This window comes from Pseudomonas sp. P4_C4 (assembly GCF_056402055.1).
In genome coordinates this window covers 296,051-313,321 of sequence record NZ_JBFUID010000002.1, presented here as the reverse complement: position 1 = coordinate 313,321, position 17,271 = coordinate 296,051, and the positions used below count along the sequence as shown (strand labels likewise).

15 protein-coding genes are annotated in these 17,271 nt (G+C 59.8%); 5 read left to right on the top strand and 10 right to left on the bottom strand.

Annotated elements, in window-relative coordinates; genetic code table 11:
* Window positions 1-261 precede the first annotated feature (261 nt).
* On the top strand, window positions 262-2,445 hold the full coding sequence (yccS, locus tag AC1DXW_RS03050) for a YccS family putative transporter (protein ID WP_477759750.1): 2,184 nt from the start codon (window positions 262-264) through the stop codon (window positions 2,443-2,445).
* Window positions 2,446-2,600: 155 nt separating this feature from the next.
* Here yccS and AC1DXW_RS03045 read toward each other — a convergent pair whose 3' ends face one another.
* Window positions 2,601-3,338, bottom strand: coding sequence for a substrate-binding periplasmic protein (locus tag AC1DXW_RS03045; RefSeq protein ID WP_477752456.1), 738 nt, complete (start codon window positions 3,336-3,338; stop codon window positions 2,601-2,603).
* A gap of 257 nt (window positions 3,339-3,595) precedes the next feature.
* On the opposite strand from AC1DXW_RS03045, the gene AC1DXW_RS03040 reads away from it, so the two are divergent.
* A complete protein-coding gene (locus tag AC1DXW_RS03040) occupies window positions 3,596-4,048 on the top strand; it encodes a GNAT family N-acetyltransferase (RefSeq protein WP_477752457.1) in 453 nt (150 codons plus the stop codon).
* A 108-nt stretch (window positions 4,049-4,156) separates the two neighbouring features.
* Here AC1DXW_RS03040 and AC1DXW_RS03035 read toward each other — a convergent pair whose 3' ends face one another.
* From AC1DXW_RS03035 to AC1DXW_RS03025, 3 genes are read right to left on the bottom strand one after another with little or no spacing between them, the layout of a single operon-like run.
* Window positions 4,157-4,453, bottom strand: coding sequence for a winged helix-turn-helix domain-containing protein (locus AC1DXW_RS03035; RefSeq protein WP_090178776.1), 297 nt, complete (start codon window positions 4,451-4,453; stop codon window positions 4,157-4,159).
* A gap of 37 nt (window positions 4,454-4,490) precedes the next feature.
* Window positions 4,491-4,979 carry a YgjP-like metallopeptidase domain-containing protein gene (locus AC1DXW_RS03030; protein WP_102699232.1) on the bottom strand — a complete coding sequence of 163 codons (489 nt, stop codon included), beginning with the start codon at window positions 4,977-4,979 and terminating at the stop codon, window positions 4,491-4,493.
* A gap of 45 nt (window positions 4,980-5,024) precedes the next feature.
* Window positions 5,025-7,148 (bottom strand): putative bifunctional diguanylate cyclase/phosphodiesterase, encoded by a 2,124-nt coding sequence (locus AC1DXW_RS03025; RefSeq protein ID WP_477752458.1) that lies wholly within the window; start codon window positions 7,146-7,148, stop codon window positions 5,025-5,027.
* Between the two features lie 321 nt (window positions 7,149-7,469).
* Here AC1DXW_RS03025 and AC1DXW_RS03020 point away from each other — a divergent pair, with 321 nt between their 5' ends.
* Window positions 7,470-8,135: a polysaccharide lyase family 7 protein gene (locus AC1DXW_RS03020; RefSeq protein ID WP_477759749.1), complete on the top strand. Its 666-nt coding sequence runs from the start codon at window positions 7,470-7,472 to the stop codon at window positions 8,133-8,135.
* A 167-nt stretch (window positions 8,136-8,302) separates the two neighbouring features.
* On the opposite strand, the gene fba is transcribed toward AC1DXW_RS03020, so the two are convergent.
* The 6 genes from fba to tkt form a co-directional block, all read right to left on the bottom strand.
* The gene (gene fba / locus AC1DXW_RS03015; RefSeq protein WP_007981624.1) at window positions 8,303-9,367 is read right to left on the bottom strand and encodes a class II fructose-bisphosphate aldolase; all 1,065 of its coding nucleotides are present in this window, start codon (window positions 9,365-9,367) and stop codon (window positions 8,303-8,305) included.
* Between the two features lie 228 nt (window positions 9,368-9,595).
* Window positions 9,596-9,925, bottom strand: coding sequence for an MliC family protein (locus AC1DXW_RS03010; RefSeq protein ID WP_218431171.1), 330 nt, complete (start codon window positions 9,923-9,925; stop codon window positions 9,596-9,598).
* Between the two features lie 56 nt (window positions 9,926-9,981).
* The gene (locus tag AC1DXW_RS03005) at window positions 9,982-10,203 is read right to left on the bottom strand and encodes a hypothetical protein (RefSeq protein WP_223456761.1); all 222 of its coding nucleotides are present in this window, start codon (window positions 10,201-10,203) and stop codon (window positions 9,982-9,984) included.
* Between the two features lie 35 nt (window positions 10,204-10,238).
* Entirely contained in the window at window positions 10,239-11,402 is a 1,164-nt protein-coding gene (locus tag AC1DXW_RS03000; RefSeq protein WP_057712964.1) for a phosphoglycerate kinase, read from the bottom strand.
* A gap of 26 nt (window positions 11,403-11,428) precedes the next feature.
* Window positions 11,429-12,487 (bottom strand): erythrose-4-phosphate dehydrogenase, encoded by a 1,059-nt coding sequence (epd, locus tag AC1DXW_RS02995; protein WP_477752460.1) that lies wholly within the window; start codon window positions 12,485-12,487, stop codon window positions 11,429-11,431.
* Between the two features lie 188 nt (window positions 12,488-12,675).
* A complete protein-coding gene (gene tkt / locus AC1DXW_RS02990; RefSeq protein WP_477752461.1) occupies window positions 12,676-14,673 on the bottom strand; it encodes a transketolase in 1,998 nt (665 codons plus the stop codon).
* 261 nt (window positions 14,674-14,934) lie between these two features.
* Between tkt and AC1DXW_RS02985 the strand changes: the two genes are divergently transcribed.
* Together AC1DXW_RS02985 and metK are read left to right on the top strand one after the other, a co-directional pair.
* Entirely contained in the window at window positions 14,935-15,930 is a 996-nt protein-coding gene (locus tag AC1DXW_RS02985; RefSeq protein WP_477752462.1) for an ArsR/SmtB family transcription factor, read from the top strand.
* Between the two features lie 18 nt (window positions 15,931-15,948).
* Complete coding sequence (gene metK, locus AC1DXW_RS02980; protein WP_477759748.1) at window positions 15,949-17,139, top strand: methionine adenosyltransferase; 1,191 nt, start codon at window positions 15,949-15,951, stop codon at window positions 17,137-17,139.
* Window positions 17,140-17,271: the final 132 nt, after the last annotated feature.

Genomic DNA, 17,271 nt, shown 5'->3' with positions numbered 1-17,271 from the left:
GCTTCGGGCTACGCCGCTGCGCAGTACGTCTGATTCAAAAATCCACACAATCCCTGTGGGAGCGAGCTTGCTCGCGATGAGGCCATAACATTCAACAGAGATGTTGACTGACAGGCCGCTATCGCGAGCAAGCTCGCTCCCACAGGGGTTTGTAGTGCCTGACAAGGAACAGATTTTGCTGTCTGATGTGATCGACGCCATTGCGTCGGCGTCATTAGTGGCTCAATTTAGCGTCATTGCCTCGGAAGGCCTTCGCATTTCATGTCATCGACTTCGTTCCGCCAGACTCTGCGGCGCCTTTGGGCGCTGGATAAATTCAGCTACAGCGTGCGGGTATTCATTGCCCTGACCGGCACCATGGCGCTGTGTTGGTATCAGGATGAAATGGGCCTGCTGATCCCGTTGTTCCTGGGGATTATCGCCAGTGCCCTGGCCGAAACCGACGACAGTTGGCAGGGCCGCCTCAACGCGCTGGCCGTGACGCTGGTGTGTTTCGCTGTCGCCGCCCTGTCCGTCGAACTGCTCTTCCCCTACCCTTGGCTGTTTATCATCGCCTTCGCCCTGGCCGCCTTCTGCCTGACCATGCTCGGCGCCCTCGGCGAACGCTATGGCGCGATTGCCTCGGCGACACTGATTCTGTCGGTCTACACCATGATCGGCGTGGACCAGCGCGGCGGCGCGGTCATCGATGTCTGGCACGAGCCGGTACTGCTGGTGGCCGGTGCCGCCTGGTATGGTCTGCTCTCGGTGTTGTGGCAGGCGCTGTTTTCCAATCAGCCGGTGCAGCAGAGCCTGGCGCGCCTGTTCCGCGAACTGGGCTTTTACCTGAAGCTGAAATCCTTGCTGTTCGAGCCGATCCGGCAAATGGACGTGGAAGCACGGCGCCTGGAGCTGGCCCAGCAGAACGGTCGGGTGGTGGCGGCATTGAACGCTGCCAAGGAAATCATCCTGCACCGGGTCGGTAACGGTCGCCCGGGGTCGAAAGTCAGCCGCTACCTGAAGCTGTACTTCCTCGCCCAGGACATTCACGAGCGCGCCAGCTCTTCACACTATCCGTACAACGCACTCGCAGAAGCGTTTTTCCACAGCGACGTGCTGTTCCGCTGCCAACGCCTGCTGCGTCAGCAAGGCAAGGCCTGCCGGGCCCTGGCCGAATCGTTCCAGATGCGCCAGCCGTTCACCTATGACGCCAGTTTCGCCGAGGCCCTGAGCGACCTGGATGCTTCTCTCGAACACCTGCGCATCCAGAGCAACCCGGCCTGGCGCGGCTTGCTGCGTTCACTACGGGCACTGGCTGCCAACCTTGGCACTCTCGACCGCTTGCTCAGCGATGCCAGCAACCCCGACGCCCTGGCCGACGCCACCGACAGCAGCTTGCTCGACCGTTCGCCGCGCAGCCTCAAGGACGTGTGGCTTCGCTTGCGCACGCAGCTGACGCCAACCTCGCTGCTGTTCCGCCATGCCCTGCGATTGCCCCTGGCCTTGAGCATTGGCTATGCCATGGTGCATTTGATTCACCCGTCCCAAGGCTACTGGATCATCCTCACGACGCTGTTCGTCTGCCAACCGAACTACGGCGCCACCCGCCGCAAACTCGGTCAACGGATCATCGGCACCGCCATCGGCCTGACCCTGGCCTGGGCGCTGTTCGACCTGTTCCCGAACCCGCTGATCCAGTCGTGTTTCGCCATCGCCGCCGGAGTGGTGTTCTTTACCAACCGCACCACCCGCTACACCCTGGCGACGGCAGCGATCACCCTGATGGTGCTGTTCTGCTTCAACCAGGTGGGTGACGGGTACGGACTGTTCCTGCCCCGGTTGTTCGATACCTTGCTCGGCAGCCTGATCGCCGGGCTGGCGGTGTTCCTGTTCCTGCCGGACTGGCAGGGCCGACGCCTGAACAAAGTGCTGGCCAACACCCTGGCCTGCAACAGCATTTACTTGCGTCAGATCATGCAGCAATACGCTGCGGGCAAAAGCGACGACCTGGCTTACCGCCTGGCCCGCCGTAATGCGCACAACGCCGACGCGGCGCTGTCGACCACACTGGCCAATATGCTGATGGAGCCTGGGCATTTCCGTAAGGAAGCGGATGTCGGATTCCGCTTCCTGGTGCTGTCGCACACGCTACTGAGCTATCTGTCAGGCCTGGGCGCACACCGGGAAACCCAACTGCCGGCGGACGTGCATGAACATTTGATCGACGGAGCCGGGGTGAAACTGGCTGCGAGCATCGACGAAATCGCCCATGGGCTGGCGAGCAAATCCTCAATTGCGATTCAAAGCGATGAGGAAGAAGCTCTGGCCAATGAGCTGGAACAGATGCCCGATGAAATCGATGAGGGGCAGCGGTTGGTGCAGACGCAACTGGCGCTGATTTGTCGGCAGTTGGGCCCGCTGAGGACGTTGGCGGCGCATCTGATCAAGGATACGAGTGAGGATTGAGATCTGTGGTGTCTGAGCGGGCCTCATCGCGAGCAGGCTCGCTCCCACAGGGGCTCTGGTGTTCATAAAACTTGTGTCGACTGAAGATCTACTGTGGGAGCGAGCCTGCTCGCGAAGAGGCCATCAGTAACAGCAAAAAATCTGGATCAACTCACTTACATCCCATGCTGCCTCATCAACTTGTCATAACTCCCGTCCGCCTTCATCGCCGCGATCTCCCGGTCGAAACCGGTGACGATCCGTGCATGCTCGGGATTCTTCAGGCTGACCATGATATGCAGGCTGTTCTCGCTCAATGCCTTGGGCAGGAACTCCACGGCGTTTCGCAGTTTGGGTGACTCACGGGCCAGGTAGTAGCGGGCGACGAATTCATCTTCCAGCGTCAGCTTGACCCGGCCGGCCGCGACCATGCGCACTGCCATGGCGAAGCTGTGCACCGGGATTTTCTGCAATGAGTCGTCGTTGTCGAACGCGGGCGAATAGGCGTAACCGCGCACGATGGCAATCGGATATGTGTGCAATTGCTGCAGGTCGTTGAACTCGATGGGCGCGTCTTTACGCTTGAGAAACCGTACGCGATTGAGCAGGTATTCGCCAGAAAACTGGCCGAGTTTTGTACGTTCGTCGTTGTACCAGGCGTTGACCAGCACGTCGTAGCGGCCCTCGCCCACACCCATCAAGGCCCGCGCCCAGGGCACTTGTTCAAACTCACTGGCATAGCCGGCCCTGGCGAGCGCGGTACTGACAATATCCGTGGCCAAACCACCGTTGACGAGCGTGGAATCGGTAAAGGGGGGCCAGGCATCAGCGACCAACCGCAGTTTTTCTGCCGCTGCTCCCTGAACCAGCAACAGCAATCCAATCAAGGCAAAAGCTCGATGCAATCGCGGCATGCCAGAAAATCCTTAGCGGGCGGATTGCCCAACGTGTTTTCAGCCAGAACCCCAAGGCCTCGTACTGACAAGACCCGGGTACGAAACATTAGCTCATCGAAGCCACAGCACAGCGCTTCGATCCAGATTACACAAAGAAGACATCCGCGCGAGAAATGAATGATGGCATTTTGGCCTATGTCACAGATTCTTCCGCCATAAAGACTTCTGGCGTGACTGCGCTTAGTATCGGAACGACGTTTTCAGGGAATCAAAACATGACAGTCGATTGGATCTGCAAACACCACAGCGACCTGGGCAAGGAGCAGCTGTACGCCATTTTACAGCTGCGTGCAGAAGTGTTCGTCGTCGAACAAAAATGCGTTTACCAGGATATTGATGGCCAGGACCTGGAAGGCGACACCTGCCACGTGATGGCCTGGGACGGTAACCGGCTGGTGGCCTACCTGCGCCTGCTCGACCCGCAATCACAGGGCGGCGATGTAGTGATCGGGCGGGTGATCATTGCCCCGCAGGCACGCGGTGCAGGCCTGGGGCATGAGCTGATGGATCAGGCGTTGAAACAGATCGAGAAATACTGGCCCGGCCTGCCGGTCTACCTCTCGGCCCAGGCGCATTTGCAGGGGTATTACGGGCGTTATGGTTTTGTCGTGGCAGGTGAGGAATATGTGGAAGATGGCATTCCACACATTGGGATGCGTCGTCCTTGAAGACCCTTTCGCGAGCAGGCTCGCTCCCACACTGGATCGTGTTCACAGCTCAATTCAACTGTGGGAGCGAGCCTGCTCGCGATGGCGTCAGTTCAGGCACCGCAAATCTCAGGGATACTCCAGCACTGCCTTGATCTGCCGCAGATTACGCTCGATCCACCCACGATCAATCGCCCCCCACTCGCGAATCCGATAGCGCCCCGCATGGTTGCGCGCACCCTCTTCCTGCTCGAACTCACAAATGATATCCAGATCCGCCAGCGCCGCGATGGTGTCCTGTGCCGTGCGCCGGGGCATGCCGGTGACCTCGGTCAGCGCCGGGACACTGCTGGCCAGCCCGCTGTCGATCAGGTACGCCACGTACAACCGGCGGTAGAAGCTGCTCTTGGTCTTGCTCACGTCCATCCAATGCTCCTTAAAAGGTCGCAGCCTGCGGCAGCTCCTACAGATCCCGCCACGTCAGGTACACCCGCACATCAAATTCCACCTGGTGATAACCCGGCAGCATGTGCTCGCACAGTTTGTAGAAGGCCTTGTTGTGGTCCGACTCCTTGAAGTGCGCCAGCTCATGCACCACGATCATTTTCAGGAACTCGCAAGGCGCTTCCTTGAACAGCGAAGCGATGCGGATTTCCTTCTTGGACTTGAGTTTTCCGCCTTGCACCCTGGAGATCGTGGTATGCAGGCCGAGCGCGCGATGAGTCAGGTCCAGGCGGTTGTCGAACAGCACCTTGTCGATGGCCGGCGCATTACGCAGGTATTCCTGCTTGAGGTCCAGGGCATAGGTGTACAGCGCCTTGTCGCTCTGCACCCCATGCTTTTGCGGGTAACGCTGGCTCAGGTAATCGCCCAGCCGACCGTCGGCGATCAGCTGGCGCACCTGATCCTGCAAGGTAGCGGGATAAGCCTGGAGATATTTCAACACGGTCATCGGGGCGGCAATACACGTCACTAAAAGGTCGCCAGTGTAGCGAATTCAGCGGAACAGCGCGCTCCAGTCAAACGGCTGGACAAAGACCCCGGTGTCTTCGGCCATCATCGGCCGGGCCACCAGAAAGCCTTGCACATATTCACAGCCGTTGGCCTGCAGCCATTCATACTGCGCGACGGTTTCCACCCCTTCGGCAATCACCAGCATCCCGAACTGTTTGCACAGTTCGATCACACTGCGCACCAGCGCCGCATCCCGTACCGACTCCGGCAACCGGGCGATCAAATGCCGGTCGAGCTTGAGGGTATCCAGCTCCAGGTCGCGCAAGTGCGACAGGGAGCACGGTCCAGCCCCGAAGTCATCCAGTGCCACTCGTACGCCCAGATTGTGCAGCAGGCGCAATTGCTTGCGGGTTTCTTCGGGGTTATGCATCAAGGCCTCTTCCGTGACCTCGACTTCCAGATAACGTGGTTGCAAGCCATGGCGTTCAAGCACCTGACGCAACTCAGTGACCAGGTTGGGCACGCCGAACTGCGTACTGCTCAAACTGACGCCGAGCACCAGGTCCTCGGCAAACAGGGACTCCCAGGCTTTGCGTTGCCCGGCAACGCGATGGTAGATCCAGCTGCCCAGACGACTGATCAGCCGCGCCTCCTCCAGCAATGGCAAAAACAGCCCCGGGGGTACATCGCCAACGCTCGGATGCTGCCAGCGCAACAAGGCCTCGAAGCCACGAATCCGCCCGTCGGCAATCGCCACCTGAGGCTGATACACCAGATTGAAATCCCGATTCTCAATGGCGCTTCGCACACTTTCTTCCAGCATCAGCCGCGAGCGCGCCCGGCCGTTCATTTCGTGATCGTAGAAGCGATATTGCTGGCGACCGGCACGCTTGGCTTCGTACATGGCGATGTCGGCCGCCCGCAGCATCCCGTCGAGATTGGCACCACAATCCGGGAACGTGGCGATGCCGATACTGGCACCCAGGGCGATATCGAGGCCGTCGATCTGCTGACAGATCGACACTCGCTCGATGAGCTTCTCGGCAATCTTCGCCGCTTGCTCGGGGAACTCCAGATCCAGCAGCGCGGTGAATTCGTCGCCGCCCATCCGCGCCAGAATGTCGAAGGGCCGCAGGCAGGCCCTCAACTGTTCGGATACCCAGCGCAGCACTCGATCGCCGGCATCATGCCCGAGCGAATCATTGACTCGTTTGAAGCCGTCGAGGTCCAGGTACATCAAGACCCAGGAACTGTCGGAACGCTCACCGCGCAACAGCAGGTTCTCGACGGTCTGGTAGAAACCCCGGCGGTTGAGCAATCCGGTCAGCGGATCGGTGACCGCCTGAAATTCCAGTTGCTGATGCAGATGGCGCACCACCGACATGTCCAGCACGGTGACCACCATCGCATGCTGCTCGGCAGGCAACGGCGCGCAGGACAAGGCCACCGGCACCTGCTGGCCGGGCGCCGTACGTAGCAGGGCATCGTGCAGGCGCAGGGTTTCGCCGCGTTTATATCCGGCCAGCAACTCGGAATCGGCCCAGATCGGGATATGCGGTTTTTGCAGGTAGTCCAGAAACTCCTTGCCTTGCAGTTCCTGCACCGTGGCATTGAGCAGCCGCGACATCGCCGGATTGGCAAAACGAATCAGACCGTCCTCACCCAATACCAGAATGCCTTCGGCAGCGTTATCCAGCACCGACGCATTAAAGGCACGAGCGGATTCCAGATCATGACTCAAGCGCTGCAAGGCCCGGCGGTTACGCTGGTGTTCGAGCAACGCCTGGACCTTGGGCGTGAAGATCTGTGGGTCGAACGGCTTGAACAGGAAATCCACCGCACCACTGGCATAGCCCTTGATCACCGCGTCCTGGGACTGTTCGTTGGCGGTCAGGAAAATGATCGGCGTGAAACGGGTCCGCTGGCTACCGCGCATCAGGCGCGCCACTTCATAACCGTCCATGCCCGGCATCTGTACGTCCAGCAGCACCAGGTCGATATCGTGTTCAAGCAACAAGCCGAGGGCCTCGAAACCTGAGGCGGCAGTCATGACCCGCCAGCCCTGGCGCTGTAACAACGCACGCATGCTGATCAGGTTTTCAGGGTAATCATCGACGACTAAAAGGGTTGAGCCGCCTTCTACTGGCGTGGGTTGCGCGCATTCCATGCTGCCTCTCTAATTGCGGGGTGTCAGGCCGGCTTCTCGTGAAAACCGGACAAATACGGTGCCATCACTCTAGACCCGGTTCTGCAAAAGCAGAAGGTGTCAGTAAGCCATCATATAATCATTGTGTCTTTTACCGACTAACGGTCGATTGTTCAGCTCCATGAAAACCAGGAAGATGGCATTTCGACAGGTTGTTGACGTCAACCACCCGTCAGACAAGCGTTAACAAAATATCCCGCTACGCTTATAAAGGCCGCCACAAAGGTGCGGTCTAGAGCTTCTGGCACGCCCGTTCAGCATGAATCGAGTGGAAGAACCGACATGATCGATCTCGCAAGCTGGAACCTCAGCGTTCCCGTTGRCAACCCGCCGTACACCGTCGAAACCGCCAAACTGGTGGATGGTTTCAAGGATCAATACTTCCACTCCGACACCGGCACATTGTTTTTCTGGGCGCCCGTGACCGGCTCCCGTACCGAAAACGCGATTTATCCACGCACCGAATTGCGTGAAACCTACAGCAACGGCACGTTGAAAAACTGGTACTACCCCGACGCTGACAATTCCCTGCATGCGACCCTTTCGGTCAGCCAGGTACCCAGCTCGGGCAAGATCGTCATTGGCCAGATCCACGCCTATAACAGCCAGAAGCCCATGGTGAAGGTCGAGTATCAATACAAAACCGACAGTTCAACCGGCAACATCGTCGCCAAAGTCCGCATGCACCCCGACGACACCCCCCGAGTCATCACCATCGCCACCGGCGTGAAACTCAATCAGGAATTCTCCTACCTCATCCACCTCAGCCCCGGCGGTGCATTGGGCATCAGTGCGGCGGGCTATCAGTGGAATACCGATATCAGCGCGATGTGGCGTGATAAACCGCTGTACTTCAAGGCCGGCGTCTATGTGCAGGACAACACGGGGTACACAAGCGAAGGCGGGGAAGTGACGTTCAGCAAGCTGGATATCGATCACAATCAATAGTATTTACCGTTGAAAAGATCGCAGCCTTCGGCAGCTCCTACAGGAAATTGTGTACACCCGTAGGAGCTGCCGAAGGCTCGGGCCGCGTTCGGACGATCTTTTGATCTTGCGCTCACAAAAAACCCGCATTTCTGCGGGTTTTTCATGCGACTAAAACGCTGACGGTCTTAGTTGACCTTGGCGTTCAACTCACCTTTCAGGTAACGCTGATACATGCCTTCCAGCGAGATCGCCTTGATCTTCGAAGCGTTGCCGGCAGTACCGAAGGCTTCGTAGCGAGCAATACACACATCGCGCATGGCGGTCACGGTGGCGCCGAAGAATTTACGCGGGTCGAACTCGCTCGGGTTGGTGGCCATCAGGCGACGCATTGCGCCAGTGGATGCCAGACGCAGGTCGGTGTCGATGTTGACCTTGCGCACGCCGTGCTTGATACCTTCGACGATTTCTTCAACCGGTACGCCGTAGGTTTCCTTGATGTCGCCGCCGTACTGGTTGATGATCGCCAGCCACTCTTGCGGAACCGAAGACGAACCGTGCATCACCAGGTGAGTGTTCGGAATGCGCTTGTGGATTTCCTTGATGCGGTCGATGGCCAGCACGTCGCCGGTAGGCGGCTTGGTGAACTTGTAGGCGCCGTGGCTGGTGCCGATGGCGATGGCCAGGGCATCAACCTGAGTGCGTTTTACGAAGTCGGCGGCTTCTTCCGGGTCGGTCAGCATCTGGCTGTGATCCAGAACGCCTTCGGCGCCGATGCCGTCTTCTTCACCGGCCATGCCGGTTTCCAGCGAACCCAGGCAGCCCAGCTCGCCTTCTACCGAAACGCCGCAGGCGTGAGCCATGGCCACGGTTTGTTGGGTCACACGCACGTTGTAGTCGTAGTCGGTCGGGGTCTTGCCGTCTTCGCCCAGGGAACCGTCCATCATCACCGAGCTGAAGCCCAGTTGAATGGAGCGCTGGCAGACGTCAGGGCTGGTGCCGTGGTCCTGGTGCATGCACACCGGGATGTGCGGGAATTCTTCGATGGCTGCCAGGATCAGGTGACGCAGGAACGGTGCGCCGGCGTATTTGCGAGCACCGGCCGAAGCCTGGACGATCACCGGGGAGTCAGTCTTGTCAGCGGCTTCCATGATGGCGCGCATCTGCTCAAGGTTGTTGACGTTGAAGGCTGGAACGCCGTAGCCGAACTCGGCTGCGTGGTCCAGCATCTGGCGCATGCTGATAAGTGCCATTGTGTATATCTCTCCCGGTTGAGGGTCGTTAATCGTGCCAGCCTGCCGTAGCGGCGGCGGCTATTCAAGTTTTTGCAGATCGGGGGTTGGCCCGGACTGCGGATTTGGTGTTGCATCTGGTAGCTGCCCCCCCTGTAGGAGCGAGCCTGCTCGCGATGGTAGACCAGACAACGCGGGCATTCAGGCCCCCAGCGTTATCGTTAACGACCATCGCGAGCATGCTCGCTCCTACAGGTGACAGCCACGGCCAATCAAATCATTGGTGGCGACCCAGTAAACCAGGCCTTCCTCACCTTTTATGTGAAACGCCAGCATGTCATTGCTGTACAGCGAACCCGACGCACCCGGTTCCTGCTTCAAGCGGTAGACCTGATCGGCACCGCCCAGGCGCACGTCGACTTCCCTAAGGCTGTCATCGGTGTAGCGCCACAGCACTTTGGCCTGGCTGTCGCAGGTCCAGGTGGTCCAGTTATCCACAGGCGCGGACGAATGGAACAGGTTCAACTGAGCACAACCGGCCAACAACGCCAATGCCGCAACTGCGATAAAACCTTTCATCCGTGTCCCTCGGCTGACGGCGCACGCTGCCAGCCCTGAGTAAAGAGTCAGACCCGTCAAGGGCAGCCATGTTCCTTGGCGGGTGCCTGGGTCTCGTATTTGTCCAGACCCTCGGGACCTGCGCGCTTGTTGAGCACCGGGTTGGTTTCGGCCTGCCAGTCAGCCTGGTAGCAGCCTTTTTCCGACTCGGACGGCGCAGGTTCCGGTGTGGCCTTCGGGTTACTCCCGCACGCCACCAGTGAACCCGCGACGATCAACAGCGCTAACGTCTTGACCATGTAAACACTCCCTTGCCTGGTCAAACGGGCGACCCTCAGGCCTTGGCCCGGCTTTCCAGGACTTCAACGGCTGGCAGAACCTTGCCTTCGACGAATTCGAGAAACGCGCCGCCACCGGTAGAAATGTAGGAGATTTGCTCGGCAACGCCATATTTGTCGATGGCCGCCAGGGTGTCGCCGCCGCCAGCGATGGAGAACGCAGCGCTGTCCGCAATAGCCTGAGCCAACACTTTGGTGCCATTACCGAACTGATCGAACTCGAACACGCCGACCGGGCCGTTCCACAGGATAGTCTTGGACGACTTCAGCAGCTCGGCGAAATTCGCCGCGGTCTGCGGGCCGATGTCCAGGATCATGTCGTCGGCAGCGACGTCAGCGATCAGCTTGACGGTCGCAGCGGCGCTTTCAGCGAACTCCTTGGCAACCACCACGTCCACTGGCAGCGGTACGCTGACCTTGGCGGCGATGGCGCGAGCGGTATCCAGCAGATCCGGCTCGTACAGCGACTTGCCGACTGGATGACCGGCAGCGGCCAGGAAGGTGTTGGCGATGCCGCCACCAACGATCAACTGGTTGCAGATCTGGCTCAGGCTGTTCAGCACGTCGAGTTTGGTCGACACCTTGGAGCCGGCAACAATGGCCGCCATCGGCTGGGCCGGAGCGCCCAGGGCCTTGCCCAGCGCATCCAGTTCAGCGGCCAGCAATGGACCTGCCGCAGCAACCTTGGCGAACTTGGCCACGCCGTGGGTCGAACCCTCGGCACGGTGAGCGGTGCCGAAGGCGTCCATCACGAACACGTCACACAGGGCAGCGTATTGCTGGGCCAGTTCGTCAGCGTTCTTTTTCTCGCCTTTGTTGAAACGCACGTTTTCGAACAGCACGATGTCGCCGGCCTTGACGTCAACGCCGCCCAGGTAATCGGCCACCAGCGGCACTTCACGGCCCAGAGCGCGGCTCAGGTAGTCGGCGACTGGCTTGAGGCTGTTCTCGGCCGAGAACTCGCCTTCGGTCGGACGGCCAAGGTGCGAGCAGACCATCACGGCCGCGCCTTTTTCCAGGGCCAGCTTGATGGTCGGCAGCGAGGCCAGGATACGCGCATCGCTGGTGACAACACCGTCCTTGACTGGGACGTTGAGGTCTTCGCGGATCAATACGCGCTTACCTTGCAGATCGAGGTCGGACATCTTCAACACGGTCATGGGTCGCATTTCCTGAGTAGCTGATCTTAAAGAGCAGGTTTTTTTGAAGTCGCTGTTTGCAGATAGTGCTCTGCAACGTCCAGCATTCGGTTGGCAAAACCCCATTCGTTGTCGAACCAGGCCAGGATGTTCACCAGCCGTGGGCCGGAAACGCGGGTCTGACTGGCATCGACGATCGCCGAATGTGGGTCATGGTTGAAATCACAGCTTGCGTGAGGCAACTCGGTATAGGCCAGCAGGCCTTTGAGCGGGCCGCTGGTGGCGGCTTCGCGCAGAATCCGGTTGACCTCGGTGGCGTCGGTCGCAGTGGCGGTCTGCATCGTGATATCGAGGCAGGACACGTTGACCGTCGGCACCCGCACGGCTTTGGCCTGAATTCGGCCGGCAAGTTCCGGCAGCAGGCGTTCGATACCACGCGCCAGACCGGTGGACACCGGAATCACCGACTGGAACGCCGAACGGGTGCGGCGCAGGTCTTCGTGGTGATAGGCATCGATGACCGGCTGATCGTTCATGGCCGAGTGAATGGTGGTGATCGACACGTAGTCCAGGCCAATGGCCTGATTCAGCAGGCGCAACAGCGGCACACCGCAGTTGGTGGTGCAAGACGCGTTGGACACCAGCAGTTCGTCGCCGGTCAGGCAATCCTGGTTCACGCCGTAGACGATGGTGGCGTCGACATCGGTCTCGCTGGCCATCGGCTGGGAAAACAGCACACGCGGGGCGCCGGCGTCGAGGAAACGCTGGCCGTCTTCGCGAGTGTGATAAGCGCCGGAGCACTCCAGCACCAGATCGACGCCCAGGGACGCCCAATCGATGCCTTCGGGGGTGGCACTGCGCAGGACCTTCACGCAGTCGCCATTGATATGCAGACAATCGCCGTCGATCTTCACTTCGCCGGGAAAACGCCCGTGGGTGGAGTCAAAGCGTGTCAGGTATTCGATGCTGGCCATGTCCGCCAGATCGTTGATCGCGACAATCTCGAACCCGGCCTTGTCGCCTCGCTCGAACAACGCACGCAAGACGCAACGACCAATCCGGCCGTAGCCGTTGAGTGCAACTTTGTAGGGACGCGGTTGAGGCATGGGGTTCTCGATAGACGCAGGCAGATCGAAATCTAGTTAACAACGCAAACCCTGTAGGAGCGAGCATGCTCGCGATGGTGGCCCGGACAACGCGGGCATTCAGGCACCCAGCGTTATCGTTAACGACCATCGCGAGCATGCTCGCTCCTACAAGGGATCGCGGTGGTCCGGAAACCACCGCGTCATGCTTAGTCTTCCAGCAGCTCTTCAGCCTGACCCAGGATGTTTTCCAGGGTGAAGCCGAACTCTTCGAACAAGGCTGGCGCAGGCGCCGACTCGCCGTAGGTGGTCATGCCGATCACACGCCCTTCCAGGCCCACGTACTTGTACCAGTAGTCGGCATGGGAAGCCTCGATGGCGATACGCGCGCTGACCTGCAACGGCAGGACCGCTTGCTTGTAGCCGGCGTCCTGGGCATCGAACACGCTGGTGCAAGGCATGGAAACCACGCGAACCTTACGGCCCTGCTCGGTCAGTTTGTCGAAGGCCTGAACGGCCAGGCCGACTTCCGAACCGGTGGCGATCAGGATCAGCTCAGGCTCGCCTGAGCAGTCCTTCAACACGTAGCCGCCACGGCTGATGTCGGCGATCTGCAGAGCGCTGCGGGTCTGGTGCTGCAGGTTCTGACGGGAGAAGATCAGAGCCGAAGGACCGTCCTTGCGCTCCAGTGCGTACTTCCAGCTCACCGCCGATTCAACGGCGTCGGCTGGACGCCAGGTATCGAGGTTCGGCGTGCAGCGCAGGCTGGCCAGTTGCTCGATTGGCTGGTGAGTCGGGCCGTCTTCGCCCAGACCGATGGAGTCGTGGGTGTAGACGTGGATCACGCGCTGCTTCATCAGGGCCGACATGCGTACCGCGTTACGGGCGTATTCCATGAACATCAGGAAGGTCGCGCCGTAAGGCACCAGGCCGCCGTGCAGGGCTACGCCGTTCATGATCGCGGTCATGCCGAACTCGCGCACGCCGTAGTACATGTAGTTGCCGCTGGCGTCTTCGGCGGTGACGCCTTTGCAACCTTTCCACAGGGTCAGATTGGAACCGGCCAGGTCAGCCGAACCGCCGAGGAACTCAGGCAGCAACGGGCCGAACGCGTTCAGGGCATTCTGGCTGGCTTTACGGCTGGCGATGGTTTCGCCCTTGGCCGCCACTTCGGCGATGTAGGCCGAGGCTTTTTCCGAGAAGTCAGCTGGCAGGTCACCGCTCAGACGACGCACCAATTCGTTGGCTTCGGTCGGGAAAGCGGCAGAGTAGGCAGCGAAACGCTGATCCCACTCGGCTTCCACGGCGCGGCCGGTTTCCTTGGCGTCCCACTCGGCGTAGATGTCGGCCGGGATTTCGAACGGGCCGTGATTCCACTTCAGCGCCGCACGGGTCAGGGCGATTTCCGCGTCACCCAGCGGGGCGCCGTGGCAATCTTCCTTGCCTTGCTTGTTCGGCGAACCGAAACCGATGGTGGTCTTGCAGCAGATCAGGGTTGGCTGCTCGCTTTTGCGTGCAGTGTCGATCGCAGTCTTGATCTCTTCCGGGTCGTGACCGTCGACATTACGGATCACTTGCCAGTTGTAGGACTCAAAGCGCTTCGGCGTGTCGTCGGTGAACCAGCCTTCGACTTCGCCATCGATGGAGATGCCGTTGTCATCGTAGAAGGCGATCAGTTTGCCCAGGCCCAGGGTACCGGCCAGGGAAGCGACTTCGTGGGAAATGCCTTCCATCATGCAGCCATCACCCAGGAATACGTAGGTGTGGTGGTCGACGATGTTGTGACCAGGACGGTTGAATTGTGCCGCCATGACTTTTTCAGCCAGGGCAAAACCCACGGCGTTGGCCAGGCCCTGGCCCAGTGGACCGGTGGTGGTTTCAACGCCCGGGGTGTAGCCGAGTTCCGGGTGGCCCGGGGTGCGGCTGTGCAGTTGACGGAACTGCTTCAGGTCGTCGATCGACAGGTCATAGCCGGTCAGGTGCAGCAGCGAGTAGATCAACATCGAGCCGTGGCCGTTGGACAGCACGAAGCGGTCACGGTCGGCGAACGATGGATTGCTCGGGTTGTGCTTGAGGTAGTCGCGCCAAAGTACCTCGGCGATATCCGCCATACCCATCGGGGCACCGGGATGGCCGCTGTTGGCTTTTTGCACGGCATCCATGCTGAGGGCACGAATGGCGTTGGCACGCTCACGACGGCTAGGCATCGCTGTTCTCCTGGGGGCTTGAATAAAACGAATCGGAAAAAAGGCGAGCATTTTCCCTCACCGGGCCGCCTCGGGGCAATGACAGATAGTCATCTGGAGGCGTTTTTCCAATGGATAACGACGTATTAACGTGATGAAACCTTTCTGCTCTGGCTTTGTTGACTGAACCTAACGTCAAGAAGTGCCATCTATCGAGCAATATCAAAACTTTTTGATATTGCTCTTGCGATGCTTTCGGCTCGTGACTAGACTGCCGGCCTTATGAACTTACGCGTGCCCTCCATTCAACATGACGATTGCGATGAACTGGCGGCCTTGTGCAAGGCTGGCGGCGATCCCCTGCGGTTGAATGTTTTGCGCGCACTGGCCAATGACTCGTTCGGTGTGCTGGAACTGGCGCAGATCTTCGGCATCGGCCAGTCAGGCATGAGCCACCACCTCAAGGTACTGGCCCAGGCCGGCCTGGTGGCAACGCGCCGCGAAGGCAACGCGATTTTCTACCGTCGCGCCCTGCCCCACACCGAACTGCCGGGCGGCAAATTGCACGCCGCCCTGCTCGAAGAAGTGGACAACCTGACGCTGCCGACCGACGTACAGTCGCGCATCGCCCAGGTCCATGGGCAACGGGCGGCCGCCAGCCAGGACTTTTTCTCTCGGGTAGCGGAGAAGTTTCGCGCCCAGCAAGACTTGATCGCCGGCCTGCCGCAATACCGCGAAAGCGTGGTGGCCCTGCTCGACAAGTTGAGCTTCGACAAAGACGCCACGGCCATTGAAGTCGGCCCCGGCGATGGCGCATTCCTGCCGGAACTGGCGCGCCGCTTCTTGCAAGTCACGGCGCTGGATAACAGCACCGCGATGCTCGAACTGGCGCGTCAGGTCTGCGAACGCGACAAGCTGACTAACGTTAGCCTGCAACTGGCCGATGCATTGAACGGCGTCAGCCTCAAGGCCGATTGCGTGGTACTGAACATGGTGCTGCACCATTTTGCCGCGCCGGCCGATGCGCTCAAGCACATGGCCAATTTGCTGCAACCAGGCGGTAGCCTGTTAGTGACAGAGTTATGTAGCCACAACCAGAGTTGGGCCAAGGAGGCCTGCGGTGATCTCTGGTTGGGGTTTGAACAGGACGATCTGGCCCGTTGGGCCACCGCTGCGGGACTCGTTCCCGGGGAAAGCCTCTATGTAGGCTTACGTAATGGTTTCCAGATCCAGGTCCGCCATTTTCAGCGGCCGGCTGGCGACACTCACCATCGGTAATTTCAGGAAAACATCGAGATGAGCGAATACTCCCTTTTCACCTCCGAGTCCGTGTCTGAAGGGCATCCGGACAAAATCGCCGACCAGATTTCTGATGCGGTGCTGGACGCCATCATTGCTGAAGACAAGTTCGCCCGTGTGGCGTGCGAGACTCTGGTGAAAACGGGCGTGGCCATCATCGCTGGCGAAGTCACCACCTCGGCCTGGGTCGACCTGGAACAGATCGTTCGTGACGTGATCACCGACATCGGCTACACCAGCTCCAACGTCGGCTTCGACGGTGCGACCTGCGGCGTGATGAACATCATCGGCAAGCAGTCCCCTGACATCAACCAGGGTGTCGACCGTGCCAAGCCTGAAGATCAGGGTGCCGGCGACCAGGGCCTGATGTTCGGCTACGCCAGCAACGAAACCGACGTGCTGATGCCTGCGCCGATCACCTTCTCGCACCAGCTGGTGCAGCGCCAGGCCGAAGCCCGCAAATCCGGCCTGCTGCCTTGGCTGCGTCCGGACGCCAAGTCGCAAGTGACCTGCCGCTACGAAAACGGCAAGGTTGTCGGCATCGACGCCGTTGTCCTGTCGACCCAGCACAACCCTGAAGTGTCGTACAACGACCTGCGCGAAGGCGTGATGGAGTTGATCGTCAAGCACGTGCTGCCTGCCGAACTGCTGAGCAAGGACACCCAGTTCCACATCAACCCGACCGGCCAGTTCATCATCGGCGGCCCGGTGGGTGACTGCGGCCTGACCGGYCGCAAGATCATCGTCGACASCTACGGCGGCATGGCCCGTCACGGCGGTGGCGCGTTCTCCGGTAAAGATCCATCGAAGGTTGACCGTTCGGCAGCCTACGCCGGTCGTTACGTGGCCAAGAACATCGTTGCTGCCGGCCTGGCCGAGCGTTGCGAAATTCAGGTTTCCTACGCGATCGGTGTTGCTCAACCGACTTCGATCTCGCTGAACACCTTCGGCACCGGCAAGATCAGCGATGACAAGATCGTCAAACTGGTCCGCGAAGTGTTCGACCTGCGTCCATACGCGATCACCACCATGCTCGACCTGCTGCACCCGATGTATCAGGAAACCGCTGCGTACGGCCACTTCGGTCGTACCCCGGCAACCAAGACCGTTGGCGAAGACACCTTCACCACGTTCACCTGGGAAAAAACCGACCGCGCCGACGCTCTGCGTTCTGCTGCCGGCCTGTAAGATTTCCCCGCAACACCCGAAGCCCCGCACGGTTCGCGCCCTGCGGGGCTTTTTATTGCCTTGCGCTTGAGACCGTATGGCCTCTTCGCGAGCAGGTTCGCTCCCACAGTTGATCTTTGGCGTGACTGATAT

Excerpts from the sequence above, each read along its gene's own strand:
- yccS (WP_477759750.1), top strand. The coding sequence starts at position 262 with ATGTCATCGACTTCGTTCCGCCAGACTCTGCGGCGCCTTTGGGCGCTG.
- AC1DXW_RS03045 (WP_477752456.1), bottom strand. The coding sequence starts at position 3,338 with ATGCCGCGATTGCATCGAGCTTTTGCCTTGATTGGATTGCTGTTGCTG.
- AC1DXW_RS03040 (WP_477752457.1), top strand. The coding sequence starts at position 3,596 with ATGACAGTCGATTGGATCTGCAAACACCACAGCGACCTGGGCAAGGAG.
- AC1DXW_RS03035 (WP_090178776.1), bottom strand. The coding sequence starts at position 4,453 with ATGGACGTGAGCAAGACCAAGAGCAGCTTCTACCGCCGGTTGTACGTG.
- AC1DXW_RS03030 (WP_102699232.1), bottom strand. The coding sequence starts at position 4,979 with ATGACCGTGTTGAAATATCTCCAGGCTTATCCCGCTACCTTGCAGGAT.
- AC1DXW_RS03025 (WP_477752458.1), bottom strand. The coding sequence starts at position 7,148 with ATGGAATGCGCGCAACCCACGCCAGTAGAAGGCGGCTCAACCCTTTTA.
- fba (WP_007981624.1), bottom strand. The coding sequence starts at position 9,367 with ATGGCACTTATCAGCATGCGCCAGATGCTGGACCACGCAGCCGAGTTC.
- AC1DXW_RS03010 (WP_218431171.1), bottom strand. The coding sequence starts at position 9,925 with ATGAAAGGTTTTATCGCAGTTGCGGCATTGGCGTTGTTGGCCGGTTGT.
- AC1DXW_RS03005 (WP_223456761.1), bottom strand. The coding sequence starts at position 10,203 with ATGGTCAAGACGTTAGCGCTGTTGATCGTCGCGGGTTCACTGGTGGCG.
- AC1DXW_RS03000 (WP_057712964.1), bottom strand. The coding sequence starts at position 11,402 with ATGACCGTGTTGAAGATGTCCGACCTCGATCTGCAAGGTAAGCGCGTA.
- epd (WP_477752460.1), bottom strand. The coding sequence starts at position 12,487 with ATGCCTCAACCGCGTCCCTACAAAGTTGCACTCAACGGCTACGGCCGG.
- tkt (WP_477752461.1), bottom strand. The coding sequence starts at position 14,673 with ATGCCTAGCCGTCGTGAGCGTGCCAACGCCATTCGTGCCCTCAGCATG.
- AC1DXW_RS02985 (WP_477752462.1), top strand. The coding sequence starts at position 14,935 with ATGAACTTACGCGTGCCCTCCATTCAACATGACGATTGCGATGAACTG.